The organism is Priestia sp. P5_B4 (assembly GCF_056400385.1).
This window is the reverse complement of record NZ_JBFULJ010000038.1, coordinates 1-20,162: the sequence shown is the minus strand read 5'-3', so window position 1 is coordinate 20,162 and position 20,162 is coordinate 1. Positions and strand designations below refer to the sequence as shown.

27 protein-coding genes are annotated in these 20,162 nt (G+C 38.4%); 5 read left to right on the top strand and 22 right to left on the bottom strand.

Annotation, left to right across the window (positions count from 1 at the left end; genetic code table 11):
* Positions 1-29 precede the first annotated feature (29 nt).
* A complete protein-coding gene (locus AC1DRF_RS07000; protein WP_427075382.1) occupies positions 30-785 on the bottom strand; it encodes a segregation/condensation protein A in 756 nt (251 codons plus the stop codon).
* 198 nt (positions 786-983) lie between these two features.
* Between AC1DRF_RS07000 and AC1DRF_RS06995 the strand changes: the two genes are divergently transcribed.
* Both AC1DRF_RS06995 and AC1DRF_RS06990 read left to right on the top strand, forming a co-directional pair.
* Positions 984-1,082 (top strand): YjcZ family sporulation protein, encoded by a 99-nt coding sequence (locus AC1DRF_RS06995; RefSeq protein ID WP_170836726.1) that lies wholly within the window; start codon positions 984-986, stop codon positions 1,080-1,082.
* A 132-nt stretch (positions 1,083-1,214) separates the two neighbouring features.
* Positions 1,215-1,736 carry a DUF309 domain-containing protein gene (locus AC1DRF_RS06990; protein WP_043976333.1) on the top strand — a complete coding sequence of 174 codons (522 nt, stop codon included), beginning with the start codon at positions 1,215-1,217 and terminating at the stop codon, positions 1,734-1,736.
* Positions 1,737-1,809: 73 nt separating this feature from the next.
* On the opposite strand, the gene AC1DRF_RS06985 is transcribed toward AC1DRF_RS06990, so the two are convergent.
* Positions 1,810-2,163: a GNAT family N-acetyltransferase gene (locus AC1DRF_RS06985; RefSeq protein WP_013059063.1), complete on the bottom strand. Its 354-nt coding sequence runs from the start codon at positions 2,161-2,163 to the stop codon at positions 1,810-1,812.
* 244 nt (positions 2,164-2,407) lie between these two features.
* Positions 2,408-2,842, bottom strand: coding sequence for a peptidylprolyl isomerase (locus AC1DRF_RS06980; protein WP_013059064.1), 435 nt, complete (start codon positions 2,840-2,842; stop codon positions 2,408-2,410).
* 388 nt (positions 2,843-3,230) lie between these two features.
* Between AC1DRF_RS06980 and AC1DRF_RS06975 the strand changes: the two genes are divergently transcribed.
* Positions 3,231-4,106 (top strand): DUF1002 domain-containing protein, encoded by an 876-nt coding sequence (locus AC1DRF_RS06975; RefSeq protein ID WP_013059065.1) that lies wholly within the window; start codon positions 3,231-3,233, stop codon positions 4,104-4,106.
* A 50-nt stretch (positions 4,107-4,156) separates the two neighbouring features.
* On the opposite strand, the gene lysA is transcribed toward AC1DRF_RS06975, so the two are convergent.
* From lysA to AC1DRF_RS06880, 19 genes are all read right to left on the bottom strand, one after another.
* Positions 4,157-5,476: a diaminopimelate decarboxylase gene (lysA, locus tag AC1DRF_RS06970; protein ID WP_230183124.1), complete on the bottom strand. Its 1,320-nt coding sequence runs from the start codon at positions 5,474-5,476 to the stop codon at positions 4,157-4,159.
* A 138-nt stretch (positions 5,477-5,614) separates the two neighbouring features.
* Positions 5,615-7,096: a spore germination protein gene (locus AC1DRF_RS06965; RefSeq protein ID WP_427075261.1), complete on the bottom strand. Its 1,482-nt coding sequence runs from the start codon at positions 7,094-7,096 to the stop codon at positions 5,615-5,617.
* Positions 7,089-7,655 carry a stage V sporulation protein SpoVABEA gene (spoVAEA, locus tag AC1DRF_RS06960; RefSeq protein ID WP_477740474.1) on the bottom strand — a complete coding sequence of 189 codons (567 nt, stop codon included), beginning with the start codon at positions 7,653-7,655 and terminating at the stop codon, positions 7,089-7,091. Before spoVAEA ends, AC1DRF_RS06965 begins: the two co-directional genes overlap by 8 nt.
* A 6-nt stretch (positions 7,656-7,661) precedes the next feature.
* A complete protein-coding gene (gene spoVAE / locus AC1DRF_RS06955; protein ID WP_477740473.1) occupies positions 7,662-8,012 on the bottom strand; it encodes a stage V sporulation protein AE in 351 nt (116 codons plus the stop codon).
* Complete coding sequence (gene spoVAD, locus AC1DRF_RS06950) at positions 8,000-9,031, bottom strand: stage V sporulation protein AD (protein WP_144643881.1); 1,032 nt, start codon at positions 9,029-9,031, stop codon at positions 8,000-8,002. The genes spoVAE and spoVAD overlap by 13 nt, the downstream gene beginning before the upstream one ends.
* Positions 9,032-9,044: 13 nt before the next feature.
* Positions 9,045-9,506 carry a stage V sporulation protein AC gene (gene spoVAC / locus AC1DRF_RS06945; protein WP_028411545.1) on the bottom strand — a complete coding sequence of 154 codons (462 nt, stop codon included), beginning with the start codon at positions 9,504-9,506 and terminating at the stop codon, positions 9,045-9,047.
* Between the two features lie 18 nt (positions 9,507-9,524).
* Entirely contained in the window at positions 9,525-9,947 is a 423-nt protein-coding gene (locus tag AC1DRF_RS06940; protein ID WP_014458301.1) for a stage V sporulation protein AB, read from the bottom strand.
* On the bottom strand, positions 9,937-10,557 hold the full coding sequence (locus AC1DRF_RS06935) for a stage V sporulation protein AA (RefSeq protein WP_043976321.1): 621 nt from the start codon (positions 10,555-10,557) through the stop codon (positions 9,937-9,939). Before AC1DRF_RS06935 ends, AC1DRF_RS06940 begins: the two co-directional genes overlap by 11 nt.
* A 162-nt stretch (positions 10,558-10,719) precedes the next feature.
* Positions 10,720-11,481 (bottom strand): RNA polymerase sporulation sigma factor SigF, encoded by a 762-nt coding sequence (gene sigF / locus AC1DRF_RS06930; RefSeq protein WP_427075263.1) that lies wholly within the window; start codon positions 11,479-11,481, stop codon positions 10,720-10,722.
* 12 nt (positions 11,482-11,493) lie between these two features.
* Positions 11,494-11,937, bottom strand: a complete 444-nt coding sequence (gene spoIIAB / locus AC1DRF_RS06925) for an anti-sigma F factor (protein WP_013084935.1) — start codon at positions 11,935-11,937, stop codon at positions 11,494-11,496.
* Positions 11,937-12,287: an anti-sigma F factor antagonist gene (spoIIAA, locus tag AC1DRF_RS06920; RefSeq protein ID WP_427075264.1), complete on the bottom strand. Its 351-nt coding sequence runs from the start codon at positions 12,285-12,287 to the stop codon at positions 11,937-11,939. The genes spoIIAB and spoIIAA overlap by 1 nt, the downstream gene beginning before the upstream one ends.
* 102 nt (positions 12,288-12,389) lie before the next feature.
* On the bottom strand, positions 12,390-13,556 hold the full coding sequence (locus AC1DRF_RS06915) for a D-alanyl-D-alanine carboxypeptidase family protein (RefSeq protein ID WP_477740472.1): 1,167 nt from the start codon (positions 13,554-13,556) through the stop codon (positions 12,390-12,392).
* Positions 13,557-13,672: 116 nt separating this feature from the next.
* On the bottom strand, positions 13,673-14,503 hold the full coding sequence (locus tag AC1DRF_RS06910) for a purine-nucleoside phosphorylase (RefSeq protein WP_427075266.1): 831 nt from the start codon (positions 14,501-14,503) through the stop codon (positions 13,673-13,675).
* Positions 14,504-14,519: 16 nt separating this feature from the next.
* Entirely contained in the window at positions 14,520-15,701 is a 1,182-nt protein-coding gene (deoB, locus tag AC1DRF_RS06905; protein ID WP_013084939.1) for a phosphopentomutase, read from the bottom strand.
* Between the two features lie 197 nt (positions 15,702-15,898).
* A complete protein-coding gene (xerD, locus tag AC1DRF_RS06900) occupies positions 15,899-16,792 on the bottom strand; it encodes a site-specific tyrosine recombinase XerD (RefSeq protein WP_013059080.1) in 894 nt (297 codons plus the stop codon).
* 6 nt (positions 16,793-16,798) lie between these two features.
* Positions 16,799-17,026 carry a YqzK family protein gene (locus AC1DRF_RS06895; protein WP_013059081.1) on the bottom strand — a complete coding sequence of 76 codons (228 nt, stop codon included), beginning with the start codon at positions 17,024-17,026 and terminating at the stop codon, positions 16,799-16,801.
* A 194-nt stretch (positions 17,027-17,220) separates the two neighbouring features.
* Complete coding sequence (gene fur, locus AC1DRF_RS06890; RefSeq protein ID WP_013059082.1) at positions 17,221-17,673, bottom strand: ferric iron uptake transcriptional regulator; 453 nt, start codon at positions 17,671-17,673, stop codon at positions 17,221-17,223.
* Positions 17,674-17,785: 112 nt separating this feature from the next.
* Positions 17,786-18,430, bottom strand: a complete 645-nt coding sequence (gene spoIIM / locus AC1DRF_RS06885; RefSeq protein ID WP_013084941.1) for a stage II sporulation protein M — start codon at positions 18,428-18,430, stop codon at positions 17,786-17,788.
* A 325-nt stretch (positions 18,431-18,755) separates the two neighbouring features.
* Positions 18,756-19,307 (bottom strand): NUDIX hydrolase, encoded by a 552-nt coding sequence (locus AC1DRF_RS06880; protein ID WP_013059084.1) that lies wholly within the window; start codon positions 19,305-19,307, stop codon positions 18,756-18,758.
* Between the two features lie 71 nt (positions 19,308-19,378).
* Here AC1DRF_RS06880 and mciZ point away from each other — a divergent pair, with 71 nt between their 5' ends.
* Positions 19,379-19,543, top strand: coding sequence for a Z-ring formation inhibitor MciZ (gene mciZ / locus AC1DRF_RS06875; RefSeq protein ID WP_477740471.1), 165 nt, complete (start codon positions 19,379-19,381; stop codon positions 19,541-19,543).
* Between the two features lie 93 nt (positions 19,544-19,636).
* A partial coding sequence (locus AC1DRF_RS06870) for an aldo/keto reductase (protein ID WP_477740470.1) occupies positions 19,637-20,162 on the top strand: 526 nt, incomplete at its 3' end.

Here is a 20,162-nt window from a genome sequence, read left to right as displayed (position 1 = left end):
CTCAATAATAGCCTGTAGATTATTCGTTGTCATTCCTCTTCATTCCTTTCTCGATACGATACATAAAGCTCATCTAGATTGTGCTGCTGTTCCACAACGATTTCATTTTCTTTCATTAATTCCAGCACAGCTAAAAACGTTACAACAATATGATCACGCTCTTGATAAGGAAACAGCTGATAAAAACTTTTTTTCCCTTTAAAGACTTTTAATTCATTCACAATTTCACTCATGCGCTTGTCAATTGGAATGTCTTGCCTTGCTATTTTCGTCTGCATAGGCTTTTTATTTTGCTTTCGTTTCATCAACTTTTGAAAAGCACTTAACATATCATACAGTGATATATCCAATCCTTCATCCTGAAGCTGCGTAAGTTCTTCTGCATTTATTTGCACATTACTTGGAGGTTTTGTATACACATGACTTTGGTCTTCTTCCAGCTTTTGAAGCTCTACAGCCGCTTCTTTAAACTTTCGATATTCAATTAAGCGCTGCATCAATTCTTCACGCGGATCTTCTTCATCGACCATTTCAATTTCATCCATATCTTCTTCATACGTAGGCAGAAGCATTTTACTTTTAATTTGAAGCAAAGTTGCTGCCATGACTAGATATTCACTGGCAACGTCTAGCTGAAGCTCATTCATTGTATGTATAAACATCATATATTGCTCAGTAATTGTCGCTACTGGGATATCGTAAATATCAATTTCAAATCGGTTAATCAAATGCAGAAGAAGATCTAAAGGTCCTTCAAACGCATCTACTTTTACACTATACTCCACTTTTATCTCACCAACACTTTTCAATTGCTTATCATTTCTGCTGCTTTATATAACGTTACTATCATTAGTATAGAGGATTATAGACACATGTCCAATACAAATTAACGTAAAAATAGGTCATTTGCCCATACAAAAAGTTTAAACATACATATGATGTCAAGGTAATAAGATTTTGAAATGGCTGAAGGAGGAACTCGCATGGGTGAAAAATCTTGTGGATACGGTAGCGGTTTCGCTTTAATTGTTGTACTGTTTATTTTATTAATTATTGTTGGTTGTTCTTGCTTACGCTTCTAACCACACATATTGAATAAAAACAAACGTGTTCGCCATACCTTGAGCACGTTTGTCTCTTTAAAGGCACCGCGCTGATGAATAGCTAATTTTTGTGATACACTACATATAGAGCCTTACCAGGAGGGAACAAGATTGTATTCACAAGCCTATATTGATTATTTAGTTCATTTTCATGGCGACCGGGATTACTTTGAATGTCATGAACTGCTAGAAGAACACTGGAAAAAAGACCAAAGAGGACACCGCAATATTATTTGGGTTGGCCTTATTCAAATTGCTGTTTCACTCTATCATCATCGACGCCAAAATTTCGCTGGAGCCAAAAGAACGATGCAAAAGGCGCTGGCAATTTTAACGAAGGAAGAAGAAAATATTGCACAGCTTGGACTTAATTATCCTTCACTGCTTAAACTTCTTCGCAAACAATTAGCTTTAATCGATACCTATCAGCCATATAAAAGTATTAACTTGCCCATTGAAGATCCAGCATTATTACGAGCTTGCAAACAAAGAAGCACTGATAAACAGCTTGTCTGGTTATCAGCTTCTAATCTGCAAAATGATGCGATTGTTCATCGTCACAGCACGCGAGATCGGTCAGATGTGATTGCGGAAAGGCAAGCGAACTTATTGGCAAAACAAAACAACAGGTAGCTTCTAGCTACCTGTTGTTTTATGATGACTAAGATGTGAAAGAAGCTTTCACACCTTACCTAATCATGCTTTTTTATTCATCCGCCTGACACTTTTCATAAAACGGAGCGATGATTTCACTCGGCTTAATTTGTGCAGTCGTATACATTTCTTTAAGAGCTTTAATCATTTTTTTGCCAATGCCCTGTTGGCGGTGTGAAGGGTTTACACTGACGTGTTGAACCTCAATCAAACTTTTATCGAGCATGGAAATGCCAACAATCCCAATAATATCTTCTTCTTGCTTCCAAAGATACAGCTGCCAATGTTCGTTTTGCTCATATTCTTTCATCGTTTGTTGAAGTTTTTTTAAATCTTTTTCCGTAGGTACAAACGATAGAAGACCCATGGCAATTTTTTCATAGTTTCGTTTATAGCGAATAAGCATACGATTCTCCCTCGTCCTCAAACTTTCCTACAAATTAATGCGCTGCGTTTTTTACTGCTTTTATCATACAAAATTTATAAGTAAATAGCAATATTACACAAAAGCTTGTCCTATGTCATGCGTGTATGAGAAACCTAATCTATTACGCTTTTTGAGCTGTTGCGCGAAGAAAAAACGCCGTAACCCCCTGTAAAAGGTTGTTATGACGTTTTATCAGCTAATATCCATTTATAGCAGTATGCTCTTATTCTTCCCAGACTTTTACTTCTTTCATTACGTCGCCATTTTTCATTTTTAACACTGTATCAAGTCCTTCTGTTACTTTTCCAAATACAGTGTGAACACCGTTCAAATGAGGCTGTGGCTCATGAACAAGAAAGAACTGACTGCCGCCTGTGTCTTTACCAGCATGTGCCATTGATAGAGAACCCGCTTCATGTTTGTGAGGGTTTCCTTCTGTTTCACATTTAATTGAGTAGCCAGGGCCGCCAGCACCTGTACCAGTTGGGTCTCCTCCTTGAGAAACAAATCCAGGGATAACGCGGTGGAACGTTACGCCGTTGTAGAATCCTTCATTAGCTAACTTTTCAAAGTTTTCTACTGTTCCTGGTGCTTCGTTAGGAAATAAATCGATTAGAATTTTTTCGCCATTTTCCATTAGAATACTTGCTTTTTTCATATAAATGACCTCCAATATATGTATTAGTACCGCTATAGGCTCTGTTTTTCCTATCAAAGCGGCAAAACGTAAAAGTTGTAAGTGCCACCTAGAGTAGAACACTTACATTTATAAACTCACTCTATTCTACTACAAACAAGCTCATGAATTCAATGAATGCACTTCTTCACTTTCTTCTCGTAGGGATCTAAATAAAAAATAGTAGTTGTGAGATGAAACTTTTTATAGTATCACCCGTCTAATACAGTGACAGAGATACATAGATTTCATTTCATATAGAAATCTACGCCTCTAGACTGATTTATGGGAAAATGATGAATTGACTCTGTTACTTCAGACCTGCCCGTATTATAATAGGGCAAGTATGGGATTAAAGGAGGAAAAAGGTTTGAAATTAACGATAAAAGCAATGATGGTGACATTAGGTCTTCTTCTATTCCTAACCGCACCCTTAAAAAGTTTTGCAGATGCTGCTCCGGGCGATGTTATTATTACATTAGGTCAGGACTTAACCAGCTCTCAGAAGCAGCAGGTATTAAATGACCTTGATGCACCAAGCAATGCTCAAACAGTAACCGTGACAAACCAAGAAGAGCATGAATATTTAGGTGACTTTATTCCAAAGGCTACTATTGGATCTCGTGCTATTTCATCTTCTAGTATTACCCTTGGTTCAAAAGATTCAGGTTTAAGCGTATCAACTCAAAATATTAATGGTATTACAGACGACATGTATATTAATGCTTTGATGACCGCCGGCGTTAAAGATGCAAAAATCCAGATTACCGCTCCATTTGAAGTATCTGGTACAGCTGCTTTAACAGGTATTATGAAAGCATATGAAGTTCAAACAGATCAAAAAATCCCAGAAGAAGTAAAAAAAGCAGCCAATGAAGAGATGGTCCAGACATCTGAGCTTGGTGAAAAAATCGGTAAAGAAAAAGCAGCGCAGTTTATGGCAACGATTAAAGAAGAAATTGCCAAAGAAAATCCTCAAACAAAGGACGATTTACGCACGTTAATTCAGCGAGTGGCTGATGATTTAGGTATTAAATTAACAGATTCAGAGCTTAATACACTTGTTGATTTTTTCAATCGTTTAAAAGATATGAACATCGATTGGAATCAAGTAAAAGACCAACTTTCCGCGACAAAGGAAAAAGTAACAACATTTCTTCAGTCAGAAGAAGGCCAATCATTTCTTGATAAATTAAAGCAATTCTTTGTTGATATTATTAATGCTATTAAATCGTTATTCTCATAAAAAAAAGAGCCTCTTGAACAAGAGGCTCTTTTTTTTACGTTAATCACTCGTTACTTTTTTACCGTCACCTTGTATTTCACGTCATTTTTTACAATGTCTTCATACGTTTCGCGTTTTACGACTAGCTGTGCTTCTCCATCTTCCACGAACACGACAGCTGGCTTTGGCAACCGGTTATAGTGACTTGCCATAGAATAACCGTATGCGCCTGTACAAAACATCGCTAATAAATCATCTGGGTTTGCTTTTGGAAGGTGTACATCCCACATCAGCATATCCCCCGATTCGCAGCACTTACCCGCAATAGATACAAGCTCATCACTCTCATCATTCATTCGATTGGCAATGACCGCTTCATATTTCGCTTGATACAGCGCAGGACGGATATTATCGTTCATTCCTCCATCAATGGCTACATATTCACGTACATTAGGTACATGCTTACGAGAACCAATTGAATACAGAGTCGTTCCAGCATCTCCTACAAGAGAGCGGCCAGGCTCAATCCAAATTTCAGGGATTTCTACCTCTAACTGTTTAGACTGCTTTTTGACCTCTTCTATAATAACTTCCACATACTGCGAAACAGGAATAGGCTGATCTTCTTCCGTATAACGAATGCCAAAGCCGCCGCCTAAATTTAATACTTGCGGAACAAATTCTATACGTTGTTTCCACTCTTTCATTTTTGCAAAAAGCTTTTGAGTCGCCATAATAAATCCAGTTGTTTCAAAAATTTGAGATCCTATATGACAGTGAATACCTAAAAGTTCCAGCCCCTTGCTATCTTGCACAAGACGCACAGCTTCGTCTGCTTGACCGTTTTGAAGATCAAACCCGAACTTCGAGTCTTCCTGCCCTGTCAAGATATAATCATGTGTATGAGCTTCAATTCCGGGTGTTAATCTGAGAAGAACAGGCATCTTTTTTTGATACTGTTCCGTTATTTCCTGAAGCAATGCAATTTCATAAAAATTATCAACTACAATGCATCCTACATCTTCTTTGATGGCCATTTCTAGTTCTGCTCGGCTTTTATTGTTTCCATGAAAATGAATCCGTTCTTTCGGAAAGTCAGCTGCTAAAGCCGTATACAGTTCTCCTCCCGAAACAACGTCTAACGAAAGACCTTCTTCATGAACGACTTGGACCATGGCAATTGTAGAAAAAGCTTTGCTTGCATAAGCGACCTGTGCTTTTACCCCATGCTTTTCAAATGTTTCTTTAAATCCTCTAGCACGCTGCCGAATTAAAGCCACGTCATATACGTAAAGGGGCGTCCCAAAATTTGATGCTAATTCAACCGTATCAACTCCACCAATTTCAAGATGACCCTGTTTATTTATGCGACTTGTTCCGTGTAAAAACATGTTTAGACCCCGTTCCTGTGTATAGTGTAAAAAAGACAGTTAACGGCAATTCGCTGCTAACTGTCTAAATATTTATTATTTTCCATATTTAAAACAAATCTATCACATCTTCATACAGGTTTCAACCACATATTTTGTTTAAGGTTTTGCAGGCTGGCGGTCTTTGTCCTGCGGATGTACAATACTAGGACGCGGATTTGCTCCAGGAACCGGTGTACGAATAATAATCTGCCATAAAGCCTGCGGGTTGAATGGAAGAAACGGCCACAAATAAGGCGTATTCAACGATTTTAATCGCGCCATATAGAGAATGATAGCCGTTGTCGCAATAAGGAATCCTGGAGTATGAAATGCCGCAACAAAAATTAATAAAGACAATCTCAGCATCTTATTTGCCACTGCTAACTCATAGCTTGGCGTTGAAAAAGAACCAATGGACGCAATAGCTACATAAAGAATAACTTCCGGAACAAACAATCCTACATCAATGGCAATCTGTCCAATGAGTGCTGCAGCAATTAAACCCATCGCAGTAGCAAGCGGTGTCGGCGTATGAATGGCAGCCATCCTCAGGAATTCAACCCCTAGATCGGCTAAGAAAATCTGGATAACTGTCGGAATATTTGTTGTTTCGTTTGGTCCAATAAACTGCAATTTTGCCGGCAGCAGATCTGGCTCAAGTACAAATAACAGCCATAGCGGCAATAAGAAAAGAGACGCAAGAATTCCTAAAAACCGTATCCAGCGTATAAAGGTACCTACAGAAGGAGACTGCCTGTATTCTTCTGCATGCTGCACGTGATGAAACAGCGTAGTTGGCGTAATAATAACGCTTGGTGATGTATCGGTAATAATGATCACATGCCCCTCTAGTACATGAGCTGCTGCTGTGTCAGGACGTTCTGTATAGCGTACCATTGGAAAAGGATTAATTCCTTGTTTGACTAAAAACTCTTCAATGGATTTGTCAGCCATAGGCAAACCATCTACATCGATAGCTTCCAGTTCATCTTTTATCAGTTTAACCAGTCCTGGATCAGCTACCCCCTTTATGTACCCAATCGCTACGTCCAGTTTCGAACGTTCGCCTACCTTCATAATTTCAAAACGAAATCTTCCGTCACGGATTCGTCTTCTCGTTAACGCTGTATTGATAATGATGTTTTCAGTGTATCCATCTCTTGCTCCGCGAATCACTTTCTCTGTATCCGCTTCTTCAGGCGATCTGCCGGGATACGTACGCACATCGACTTCAAAGCCAACTTCTTCACCGTCAATTAAAACGAATAGCAGTCCTGATAAAACAGAAACCATTCCATCATCCAGCGTTTTTAAAGGCTTTACTTGCTGATGAATAAGACGGTTTTCAACAATATCCTTTAGCTTCGCTCGTTCAACTTCATTATCATTAATTTGAACGAGCACTTTTGTAATTTCAATAATAAATGAACTGTCGCACAGTCCTGTTACATAGTAAACATGAACTTCTCGATCCAAAATAAGTAATTTACGCACGCCCACATCAAAACTTGTGTTCATACTAGCGTTTTCTTTGAACCACTGATCGTTTTTTTGCACTTTTGAAAAAATAGCTGTTTTCTGCTCTGCTGGCTTACCCAAACGAACCGCTCCTTTCTAAAATAAGTCTTGCTGCTTTTTCTGTAATAGGACATCCCAATTTAACATCATCCATCCTAGCCATTTTGCCGATATCCCCTATTCCTACAACTAAGGGAATATCGAGCTGATCCAAGCAGTAAACTGTATCTCCATTAATTCGTCCGACTTCTAACTCTTGAATTCCGCTTTTATCCACGCCGTAATGCGATATTTCTCCAAAACGATCAATGGTCACATCCACTCTTGTCCATTCGCTTTGATGAGTACGTGATGCAACGGCAATCACTCCAAGAACTTCTACTTGAGGATGCTTTGCTACATGCAGCAAAGCAATTTCTCCAGGTCCTTCCTCTAAGAAACCGCTATCGTCAAACATCACAAAGACGGGATCATATGGTGCTYGAAGAATTAAATCTACCGTTTGACTACCTGTTAACGTAGTAGGGTTTCCATATGACCTCGAAATGCATCTGCCACCAACTGATTTAGCTACATGCTCAATTGCTTTTCGAGCATATTCATCACCATCGGTTACAATAATGATCCTTCTTTTTTTCATAATCTTTTATCCTTTCGGTTTAAAGATTAACGCGATAATAAAAGCAAATAAAATAGCTGCTGAAATTCCAGCCGAGGTAAGTTCAAAAATCCCAATTCCAATCCCGATAAATCCATGGTCATCCGCTTGCTTCATCGCTCCGTGCAGCAAAGAATGACCAAAGCTTGTAATTGGAACCGTCGCTCCGGCGCCAGCAAATTCAATTAACTTATCATAAAGACCAAATCCATCTAAAATCGCTCCTGCAACTACAAACGAACTCATGACATGCGCTGGAGTAAGCTTAGCAAGATCAAGCAGCAGCTGCYCAATAACGCAAATGATTCCTCCTACAGCAAAAGCTATTACATACTCCATTGATCATCCCCCTCCCCAATATGTTCTAAGACGACGCCATGAGCAATTGTTGGAATTGACTCTTTTTGCTGAATCATCGTTGGACTTAAAAGAGCTCCTGTTGCCACCATAAACACTTTCTTTAAGTTTCCTGATTTTAATTCATTTAAAATATGCCCATACGTGACAATAGCCGAGCAGCCGCAGCCGCTTCCTCCTGCAAATACATTTTGATCAGGGCGATATACCATTAATCCGCAATCATTATGATTGGTTGATATATCGTAGCCTTCGTCCTTGAGCAGCTGTTTTAAGATTGGACTTCCTACACCAGATAAATCTCCTGTTAAAATAAGATCATACTCGCTTGGAGCAATGTTTAAGTCTTCCAAATGTCTTTGAATGGTATCTGCAGCAGCTGGTGCCATAGCAGAACCCATGTCGTTTGCATTTTTAATCCCGTAATCCATTACCCGACCAATCGTTGCAGACGTGAGACGCACAATACCTTTTTCTTTCGAGACCAGCGCTGCCCCTGCTCCCGTAATGGTTGCCGTTGCTGTATCTGGTTTTTGTCCTCCGTACTCCGTAGGATTTCGAAATTGGCGTTCAGCCGTTGCGTTATGACTGCTCGCTGATGCAATAACACGATTAGCAAACCCAGCATCTACAAGAGCTGCTCCCGTGGCGAGCGTTTCCATTGATGTGGAGCAAGCGCCAAACATGCATAGAAATGGAATTTGGTTATGCCGGGCTACAAAATTAGCCGTTACGTTTTGATTTAATAAATCTCCAGCCAAAAACAAATCAACGTCTTCATAAGATAAATTTATTTTTTGCAAGCAGGAATCAATAGACTCCGTCATAAGCCTTCTTTCAGCTAGCTCCCAGTTGTCTTCTTCACAGTGCAAATCTTTATGTGTAATATCAAATGTTTCTCCTAACGGTCCATCTGCTTCTTTTGGTCCTACAGCTGTTCCTGTGGCATTAATATAAATAGGGTTTTCATAAACCCACGTTTGCTTTCCAGTTTTTCTCATAATCCCCCTCTTTTCATAGCAAATAAGTTTTAAAAAGGTAGCGAATGATTCCTACAACGTAAGCCGAAACCGTTCCAAATACAATGACGTTTCCAGCCAGTTTGAACATGTTCGTCGCAACTCCAAGAACAATCCCTTCACTTCGATGTTCAAGCGCTGCACTCGTCATGGAATTGGCAAAACCCGTAACAGGAACAGCTGAACCTGCACCTGCGAATTGACCAATACGATCGTATATCCCAAACCCGGTTAAAAGCGCAGATATTAAAATAAGGGTTGCAACGGTAGGATTACCTGCATTTTTTTCATTAAAGTCAAAAAATGCAATATAGAAATTTTGAATTGCCTGTCCTAATGTACAAATGATTCCCCCTACCAAAAAGGCTTTTAGGCAATTTGCCACATATGAAGGTTTAGGCTGAAATGGTTTAATGCTTTCTTGATAGTTATCTTTTAATTTTTGATTATTTGCCATGTTACATACATCCTTTTCTTATTGATTAACAAAATAAATCCAATGAAATAATGATCCGCATACTTTGCCTAGTACAATGGCCATTAACAATAAAATAAGTTTGCCTTCCATCCCTATTCGTTTCGTTAACGTCGGCAATACATTAAGCACTTCTGTTAACGCTGCTGCCAGCATCCCAATAAAAATACCGCTCGTTAGACCTATGATCATAATAAGCACCGCAGGAAACTGCCAYGTGTATTGATGAAGACTGCACCACCCGCCTGTAACAGCACCACCCACCACTCCCCATTCATATGCTTGAATATATTTCATGGTTTTGGTCAGCTGCATCAAACGCGGAATAATGCCCAGCACCGTTAAAAATGCTACAAACCCAGCACCTGCAGCCAGTCCTCCCGCAAGTCCAATTACAATGGTCATCACAATGTTAATGATCATCAATTTTTTTCATACTTTCTTTATTCTCGTGCATAATGACGTATTGATCTAAGTCTTGCTGGTAATTAAACATTTCGACTTCGAGAGGACTAGGCTCTTCATTAATTCGTTTTCTAAAGACATGGTTAAAAAACAGAATCATTCCCAGGCCTAAACCGATAGAGTAAGGCACTTGAATCAGCAAAGGCTGCTTATCTCTCAGACCGGTCAGCATGTAAAACAATTTTTGATGTACTTGTCTCATGCTCACATCTTCGTGAAAGTTCATAATTGCTAAAGCAGCTCCGATGAAGAGAAGAAACCAAACAGCTAGAAAAAACAAAAAGGAATATTGTTTCTTCTTATACACGACCTCTACAATCGTTTGAGCGGGTCCAATCGTCTGAATGTCCAAATGCGGATACCGAGAGGCAACTTTTTCAATTACCTTCATTAAATCAACAATGATAATATTTCGATCACTCATACTTACTTGATATACAACTAGCTTTTCAATTTGCTTCTGAACAGAATCTCCTGCTATAACCATTGCTAATTGTCCAATATTTACAGCTTCATCAGGTTTTACTTGAATACGATGTCTCATTTTAAGATAAAGAACGTTTTCCATTCATATCACACCTTACGATTCATTATCTCCCTGTACGTGTAGTATGGATTTTCTTAAATTTTCTAATTCACGTTTCTGAACAGACCATTAATTACCAAATAAAAAAAAACAATCCGTTTCACTATTCTTCTTTGAATAGCAAAACGGATTGCTTCTTAAGTATTACGTATCATTCATATGCAGCTTCATTTGTTTTAAGATTTTCTTTTCAAGCCTCGATACCTGAACTTGAGAAATTCCGAGCCTTGCGGCCACTTCAGACTGAGTTTGATCTTTGTAATACCTCAAATAGACAATGAGCTTTTCACGCTCATCAAGTTCTTCAATTGCTTCTTTTAAGGCAATTTTATCAAACCACTTCGCTTCCGTATGATCAGCGATTTGGTCAAGAAGGGTAATTGGATCTCCATCATTTTCATAGACGGTCTCGTGAATAGACGAAGGAGCACGATTAGCTTCTTGAGCTAGCACTACTTCTTCAGGAGTGAGATCCAAATGTTCTGCAACCTCAGCGACTGTAGGGACGCGTCCAAGTAATTTGGAAAGCTCGTCTTTTGCCTTACGTATTTTATTGCTCATTTCTTTCAGAGAACGGCTAACCTTTACCGTGCCATCATCACGAATAAATCGCTGAATTTCACCAATAATCATTGGAACAGCATATGTTGAAAATTTAACATCATACGATAAATCAAATTTATCAACGGACTTTAATAGCCCTATGCATCCAATTTGAAATAAATCATCGGGCTCATAACCACGGTTAATAAAACGTTGAACAACCGACCAAACGAGCCGCATATTTTTTTGGACGATTGTATCTCGTGCAATGTGATCACCTTGCTGACTGCGCTTGATGAGGTCTTTAACTTCATGATCCTTTAAATACGGTTCGTTTTTATTTTTTTTGACCTCCACATCCATTGGCAAGTCTCCTTAATTACATAGCGCTTTACTATTTGTTAAGTGCTTTTTTAAATATAAGGTCGTACCTTCTAATACAGTAGACTCCACTCGAATTTCGTCCATAAAGTTTTCCATTATGGTGAAACCCATTCCAGAACGTTCTAGATCTGGTTTGGTTGTGTATAAAGGCTGCTTGGCTTCATCCACGTTATCGATACCAATTCCTTCATCACGAATCATCAGCTCGACTACACCGTCTTCATGAAGCGTCACAGAAATATATACCACACCATCCGGATTGCTTTCGTAGCCGTGAATAATAGCATTTGTTACTGCTTCAGATACGACTGTTTTAATTTCTGTTAACTCATCCATTGTTGGATCTAACTGCGTAATAAATGATGCTACCGTGACGCGGGCAAACGATTCATTTTGACTAAGCGCGGAAAATTGGAGGTTCATTTGATTTTTCATTATGCCACCCCCAATTTTTGAAGCGCGTTTTCTTCATTAGGTTCAAAACGAATAATTTTAAATAAGCCTGACATATTAAACAAACGTTCTACGGCGGGAGAAATAGCGCATACAACCATTTCCCCGCCGTTATTATGAACCTGTTTGTATCTCCCTAAAATAACCCCCAAGCCAGAGCTGTCCATAAAGGTTAAATGCTGTAAATTTAAAATCAAATGGCTGATAGATTCCTTCTCTATCGCTTCGGTGATTTTGCTTCTTAGCTCTTCTGCCGTATGATGATCTAATTCTCCTGCTAATCGAACCAACAAGACATCTTGTTTGAATTCCAATTCAATCAAAAGACTCACTATACAAACCTCCTCGGAAATCTTATAGTCAGTCTTTCGCTGCCGACAGAATAGAATCCTTCTCACCGACAAAACTAGTTCTATTTCGTCACATTTAGCTGTTTAAGATGTTTGAGAGAAAATAGAGAATGTACGTTTGAATATCTTCCACCAAGAAGCAGCATCAATATCTTCTTTTGCAAGAAGCGGTGAAGAACTAACTACTTTGTTATCCTTCTTAATGGTCAACATTCCAATTTTGTCGCCTTTTTGAATAGGCGCATTTAGCTTCTCGTTCATTTTCACTTCTGTTTTAACGTCTTTGGCTGCATTTCCTTTTTTCAATAAAACCGAAATAGGCTCGGACGTAACAGCTGTTACCTGATCTTCGCTACCCTTGTTTACATTTATCTTGGTAATAACGTCTCCTTTTTTGTATAAAGGCTTCGTTGTATATTGACTGAATGCGTAGTCTAACATTTTGGTTACTTGATTATTGCGATCTTTTGGCGTGTTTGCACCAAATACAACCGCTAACACACGCATATTTCCCTTTTTAGCGGTAGCTGTCAGGCAATACTTAGCTTGACCTGTAAATCCGGTTTTGAGTCCATCAACGCCGGGATAAAACTTTACTAAGCGATTTGTATTTACTAACCAAAACTTCTTATCTGTATCCGTGCGCAAATAAGCTTCGTATTTACTTGTATAGTTAATAATTTTTTCATACTTTAGCAGCTCTCTGCCCATCATGGCCATATCATGAGCTGTACTATAGTGATTTTCTACGGGCAGACCTGTCGGATTTTGAAATTTTGTATGAGTCAAACCAAGCTCTTTCGCTTTTTGGTTCATCTTTGCTACAAATTTTTCTTCTGATCCAGCTAAATATTCAGCCATTGCCATAGAAGCATCGTTACCGGAACCTATCGCAATCCCTTTTAGCAAATCATTTACCGTCATTTCTTCTCCGGGCTCTAAAAAGATTTGTGAGCCTCCCATTGAAGCGGCATATTCACTTGCCCGCACTTTATCTTTTAAGGTAATTTTCCCTTTATCCAAAGCCTCCATAATTAAAATCATTGTCATAATTTTAGTCATACTGGCAGGGGGAAGTTCTTGATTACTATTTTTTTCGTATAGAATTTTTCCTGTATCCCGTTCAATTAAAATAGCTGACCTAGCACTGTCAGCAAGCTCGGAATTCTTTTTTTCTGCGGCTAAAACAGGTTGCGTCATAAGTGGAAATAAAAATATGACAACGAGTAACTTTACAATAGTTCGCTTCATCTCCACAAACCTCCATTCTTTATACAACCTATTTTTTCCAAGGTATAATCGATTTATACTAAGGGAAATAAAAAAAGCATCGAGAAATTCTCGATGCTTGAAGTCATATTTTCTTCTTATTTTTGATAAGCTGGAAGCTGCTTTACTACTTCTTTTACAAGCGATAAAAACTGCTGTTTTACTTTTTCAGTCGTTTCAATTACTTCTTCATGATTTAACGGCTGATCTAAAATACCAGCTGCCATATTAGAAATACAAGAAATACCTAGCACTTTCATACCTGCATGGCGTGCCACAATAACTTCTGGCACTGTAGACATACCGACCGCGTCTCCCCCGATAATGCGAAGCATGCGCACTTCAGCAGGCGTTTCATATGTTGGACCTGTATTTCCTACATATACACCTTCTTGTAAGGCGATATTTAAATCAGCTCCTACGTTCTTCGCTAATTGACGAAGATCCTTGCAGTAAGCAGTTGACATATCCGGGAACCTTACTCCGAAATCAGAGTCATTAGGTCCAATCAAAGGATTGGTTCCAAAATTATTAATATGATCAGAAATAATCATTAAGTCTCCTGGATTAAAGGATTCGTTTACTCCGCCCGCTGCATTCGTTACAATCAACGTTTCTACACCGATTTCTTTCATTACGCGCACTGGAAATGTTACTTTATCAAGAGCGTACCCTTCATAAAAGTGAAAACGTCCTTGCATAGCTACAACCGGTACGTCATAAATAGTACCTATTACTAATTGACCTGCATGACCTTCAACTGTTGAAACCGGGAACTCAGGAATGTCGTTATACGGAATTTTTACCGCGCCTTCAATTTCGTCAGCTAATACCCCTAGTCCAGATCCTAAAATAAGCCCAATTGTTGGTGTAACAGCTGATTGATTTTTAATATATGCTGCTGCTTTTTCAATATATTCTTTTTTCATACTCCATTCCCCCTGCTTAATTCAACTCTTTTAAAAAACTTTTTCCATGCTTAGGCATTGCTACGCCAAAATTTTCTGCTACCGTTGCGCCAATATCCGCAAACGTTTGACGAATAGAAAGTTCTTTTCCTTCTTGCATGCCTTTATTGTACACAAGAAGCGGCACGTATTCACGCGTATGGTCTGTCCCATGATGAACAGGGTCATTTCCATGATCCGCTGTAATAATCAATAAATCATCTTCTTTTAATAAATCAAATACTTCTTCTAAGCGTGCATCATATTCTTCAAGTGCTTGCCCATATCCTTGTGGATCGCGGCGATGACCATAGAGAGCATCAAAATCAACTAAATTTAAGAAGCTTAAGCCTGTGAAGTCCATGTTTAATGTATCAACTAGCTTATCCATGCCGTCCATATTCGATTTGGTACGAAGAGATTTTGTTACCCCTTCTCCGTCGTAAATATCAGAAATTTTACCGATAGCAATAACATCGATGTCATTGTCTTTTAATTCATTCATTACTGTACGTCCAAAAGGCTTTAATGCATAGTCATGACGATTGGATGTACGTGTAAAGTTACCTGGTTCACCTAAAAACGGGCGAGCGATAACACGTCCAATCATATATGGATCATCAAGCGTTAATTCACGAGCAATCTCACAAATTTTGTACAATTCATCAATTGGAACAATTTCTTCATGAGCAGCAATTTGCAAAACAGAATCTGCTGATGTATAGACGATTAAGTCACCTGTTTCCATATGCTGTTTTCCTAGCTCATCCAAAATTTCTGTACCAGACGCTGGTTTGTTCCCAATGATTTTTCGACCTGTTTTTTCTTCTAATTGTGAAATCAGTTCTTCTGGAAATCCATCTGGAAATACATTAAAAGGCGTATCAATATTGAGACCCATAATTTCCCAATGACCTGTCATTGTATCTTTTCCTGCAGAAGCTTCCTGCATTTTTGTATAGTAAGCCAACGGTTTTTCGGCTTTATCGATTCCTTTAATTTCACGGATATTGCTTAGGCCAAGCTTAGCCATATTAGGCATACGAAGACCGTTGCAGTGCTCTGCAATATGACCAAACGTATCCGCACCTTTATCATTGTATTTTTCAGCATCCGGTGATTCACCGATACCCACTGAATCCATGACAATTAAAAATACGCGTTTATATGTATGCGCCATTTTATTCCCTCCAAATATCAATTTATTTATTCTCTATAAAATTCCCGTTTGGAAATAATTTAACCATCTTCTCTTATTGGTCAGAAGTCTGACCTCTCTATTAGTATAGACGCTTTTTATTTTTTTGTACACATGAATGAAAGTGTTTTCAATCAAAAAAACCAATGTCTATGAACTCATTGGACATTGGAATCTTCCTACGCTCGCGGATGAAACTGATTGTATACATCTTTTAAACGTGCTTTTGTAACATGTGTATAAATTTGAGTGGTCGAAATATCCGCATGCCCGAGCATTTCTTGAACGGCTCTCAAGTCCGCGCCGTTCTCTAACAAATGAGTAGCAAACGAATGCCGTAACGTATGTGGAGTTAATTCTTTTTCAATTTTTGCTTCAGAAGCTAACTTTTTTAATATTTTCCAAAACCCCTGCCTTGTTAAACGCCTTCCGTGATGATTAACAAAGAGTGCTTTGTCCTGTTCCTTTTGCTTTGTTAAAACACTCCGGCTATGCTGTAAATACTCTTCGATAGCCTCCGTTGCCAACCTTCCGATGGGGACAATTCTTTCTTTATTTCCTTTTCCGATACAACGAATAAATCCCATCGTCAAATGTGCATCATCAATATTTAAGTTAACGAGTTCAGACACACGAATTCCAGTAGCATAAAGCAACTCAAGCATCGCTTTGTCTCGTATGCCAAAAGGCGTCGAAGTATCAAACACATTTAACAGCGCCTCTACTTCTTCTGCATTTAGCACTTTTGGCAGCTTGCGCTCAAGCTGCGGGGTATCAATATGAACAGATGGATCTGTATCCGCTGCTTTTTCTCTTAGTAAGAATTGATGAAAAGATCTAGTTGAAGCCACATGTCTCGCAATCGTTTTAGATGACTTTTGCTGATCACTTAAATATTTCAGAAAATTAACGATGTGGAGTCTTGTTACTTCATTAAATGATTTGAGCTGCTCTACATGCTCTAAATATTGAGCATACTTTTTTAAATCTCGTTCATACGAATCAATTGTATTTTTCGCTAGTCCCCGCTCTACTACTAAATAATGAATAAAATCTTGAATTTGATCATTCAATAGCCTCTACTCCCCGTTTTGATAAAACATAAATAAACGCTCTAGCCACGTCTGATCTTTGTTCACACTTGCTTGCATGACCTTAACTGCTGAACCCGACGGCTCATCATAACGTTTATAATTTTGATACTCTTGAGATACCCATATCATTCCAAAATAAAACAAAAGAGTAAACCCGGTAAATAAGATAAATACTTTACATGTATTATATACCATTTCAGCCCATGATTTCATGAAACAATTCCTCCAATTTTTGATTCTATTAGAAGATATGCCAATTGGGACAGGTTTTATACATGTTTCTTGCCTTTATACACTGAGTTCTCTCCTGCTCATTTCCTTTCTTTCTATAAAACCATGTAGCTTATAAACTCGTTATTTTTTTATTTATGTACAACAAAAAACCTTCTCCATTAGGGAAAAGGCTTTTACTGCTTGTCTTCTTTATCCTGACAGCGATGGCAAATGCCATGAAATGTCAAGCGGTGATCTTTAATTTTAAAATTCCATTGCTTTTCCACAATTTCTTCAACGTCTTCAAGCAAATCTTCTTGAATTTCGTCCACAGATCCACATTCCATACACACAAGGTGATGATGAAAGTGTGCGGCTCCTTCTTGTCTTAAATCGTAGCGAGAAACGCCATCGCCAAAGTTTATTTTATCAACAATTTTAAGTTCAGTTAACAATTCTAACGTACGATAAACAGTTGCCAATCCAATTTCCGGAGACTTTTCCTTGACGAGGAGATATACATCTTCGGCACTTAAATGATCCTCTTCATGTTCAAGAAGTACTCTTACAGTCGCCTCACGTTGAGGTGTCAATTTATAGCTAGCTGAGTGCAACTGCTGCTTAATTCGCTCAATTCGACTTTCCATAATTATTCCCTCCCTCGCCATTCACTAATCCATTATATCAGATGTGTCGAGGGTGTCAAAATAAAGTTATTATTAATAAGAAAAAAGAATTCTTTTTACTTAATACTTATTCTTATTTATTTAATAGAGCCATTACACTTTTCATTAAAGTAGGTGATACGTAAGCTTCAATTGTAGCTGCACAGGCAACCAAACATATCATAGCAATCATGGTTCCGCTGTAGCGTAAAAATGAGGCGGAAATAGGCTCCGCTGCTTTTTTAAAAAACTGCTGCCGCACAAGCTTCAAAGAAAAGGCAACTGAAGCTGCAGACAAGATCAGAAATGCCGGTATGAGAAAGATATTTTGCGGCATAACAGATACAAAAGATAGCGCAAACCCAGAGAGTCCCATTTGATTGACTAAAAAGCCTACGGTAAAACCAATCACCATTCCTTTTAAAAACAGCAAAATTAACACTACAGGCAAACCAATAATGGCGATTCCTAATATCCAAATGAGCCCCAAGTATTTAACATTATGAAAAAAACTTTGCTGAAACATTTCAACGCTGCTTGCTACTTCTCCGCTCTTTACCTGTCCGAAAAACCGGTTTAAATAGAAGTACAGGTCTTCTTTTTGATCAAGCGTTAAACTATTTACAACAATAGCCCCAAAAATGATTCCCATTAAAAACAGCACGGTCACAAACAAATAAATAGAACTGTTTTCTTGAAAATGTCTTGCATACGATAATGGCAATTGTTTTTTTCTCATCGTCTTCCTCCTATTAATCGCTTAATAGAGTGTATGATAGAGTACAAAAACTATGCCAAGAATCTTTTGAATCTATCAAATAAAAAAAGAGAATGAAACATAATGAAATCTACATTCACCATCACCTTAAAAAAATCCGAACGAATTTGATTCCCTATCAAGAATCTCTATTCATCGTTCGGATGTTCCTTTAACTAAAATATGGTTGTCACACATTTTTTTAGTTAGAGATACACGCATGCCTGGTTTTTCTCACACCAAATGACGTTTCAATGTAAACCTCTAATTGCTAGATTGCCGTTCGTATGTAAAAGAAAAAACTCTCTTACTCTCCTAACCCGCTTTTTAACTGTAAGTACTGCACAGCATAGGCTGTTTTTGCATCATAAATTTCCTTGTTTTGAATAAGAGTAAGGGCCTCATCTACCGTAACTTCCATCACTTCAACAAATTCATCTTCGTCTAATTCCGCTTTGGTGGTCATCACTTTTAAATCTTCCGCTAAATAAAGGTGCACCAACTCATCCGCAAAACCTGGTGATGTATAAAAAGAAATAATATGGCTAAGCGAATCTGTCGTATAGCCCGTTTCTTCTTCTAACTCACGTTTTGCCGTCACAATCGGCTCTTCTCCTTTTTCTAGCTTGCCGGCTGGAATTTCGACTAAAATACGATCCATCGGCCTGCGATACTGTTTGACCATAACCATTTTGTGGTCGCTTGTTAACGCAATGACAGCTACGGCTCCAGGGTGCTTAACTACTTCTCTTGTACTCGTTTTTCCGTTTGGAAGCTCTACTTCTTCTAAGTACAAATCAATCACTCTGCCTCCAAATAGCTTTTCAGAAGACAGCATTTTTTCTGTTAAATGATCCATTTTCTACACCTCGTTCTATTTTTTTGACTCTTACATATATTCTATCATACGAACCTTGGGAGGTAGAAAAAATGAAAGTTTATGTTCACGAGAAGCAAATCATTTTGGTCGGTAAAGCATGGGAGATCAAGCAAAAGTTAAAAGAATACGGCGAACAATTTCAGTATGTAGATGAATKGACGAACGCTATCTCTCAAAATTTTAATTCTTACAAACAAGCAGACTGCAGACACTAATTGTGCTGCAGTTTTCTAATCTTCTTATTTGAGTTTCCCTCTATCATAGCGCTACAATAGATAGAAACAAGGAAAAAATAAGGAGTGACATATATGGAAAAAAGACGCTTAGGTACTTCAGACTTGCTTGTCAGTACATTAGGTTTAGGATGCATGTCTCTTGGAACGGAACAAAAACACGCTGTCAATATGATTGATGAAGCTCTCGAATATGGCATTAATTATTTCGATACAGCAGATTTATATGATTTTGGCTTAAACGAGGAGTTTGTGGGACAAGCCCTAAAAAAACGCAGAAATGATATTATTTTAGCCACAAAAGTGGGGAATCGCTGGAATGATGCAAAAGACAGCTGGACATGGGATCCGTCTAAAGCTTACATAAAAGAAGAAGTAAAAGAAAGCCTGCGCCGTCTTCAAACAGATCACATCGATTTATATCAACTGCACGGAGGAACCATTGAAGACAATATTGAGGAAACGATTGAAGCATTTGAAGAATTAAAACAAGAAGGCGTCATTCGCTACTATGGCATTTCATCTATCCGCCCAAATGTGATTCGAGAGTACGTGCAAAATTCTTCTATTGTTAGCGTCATGATGCAATACAGCTTGTTAG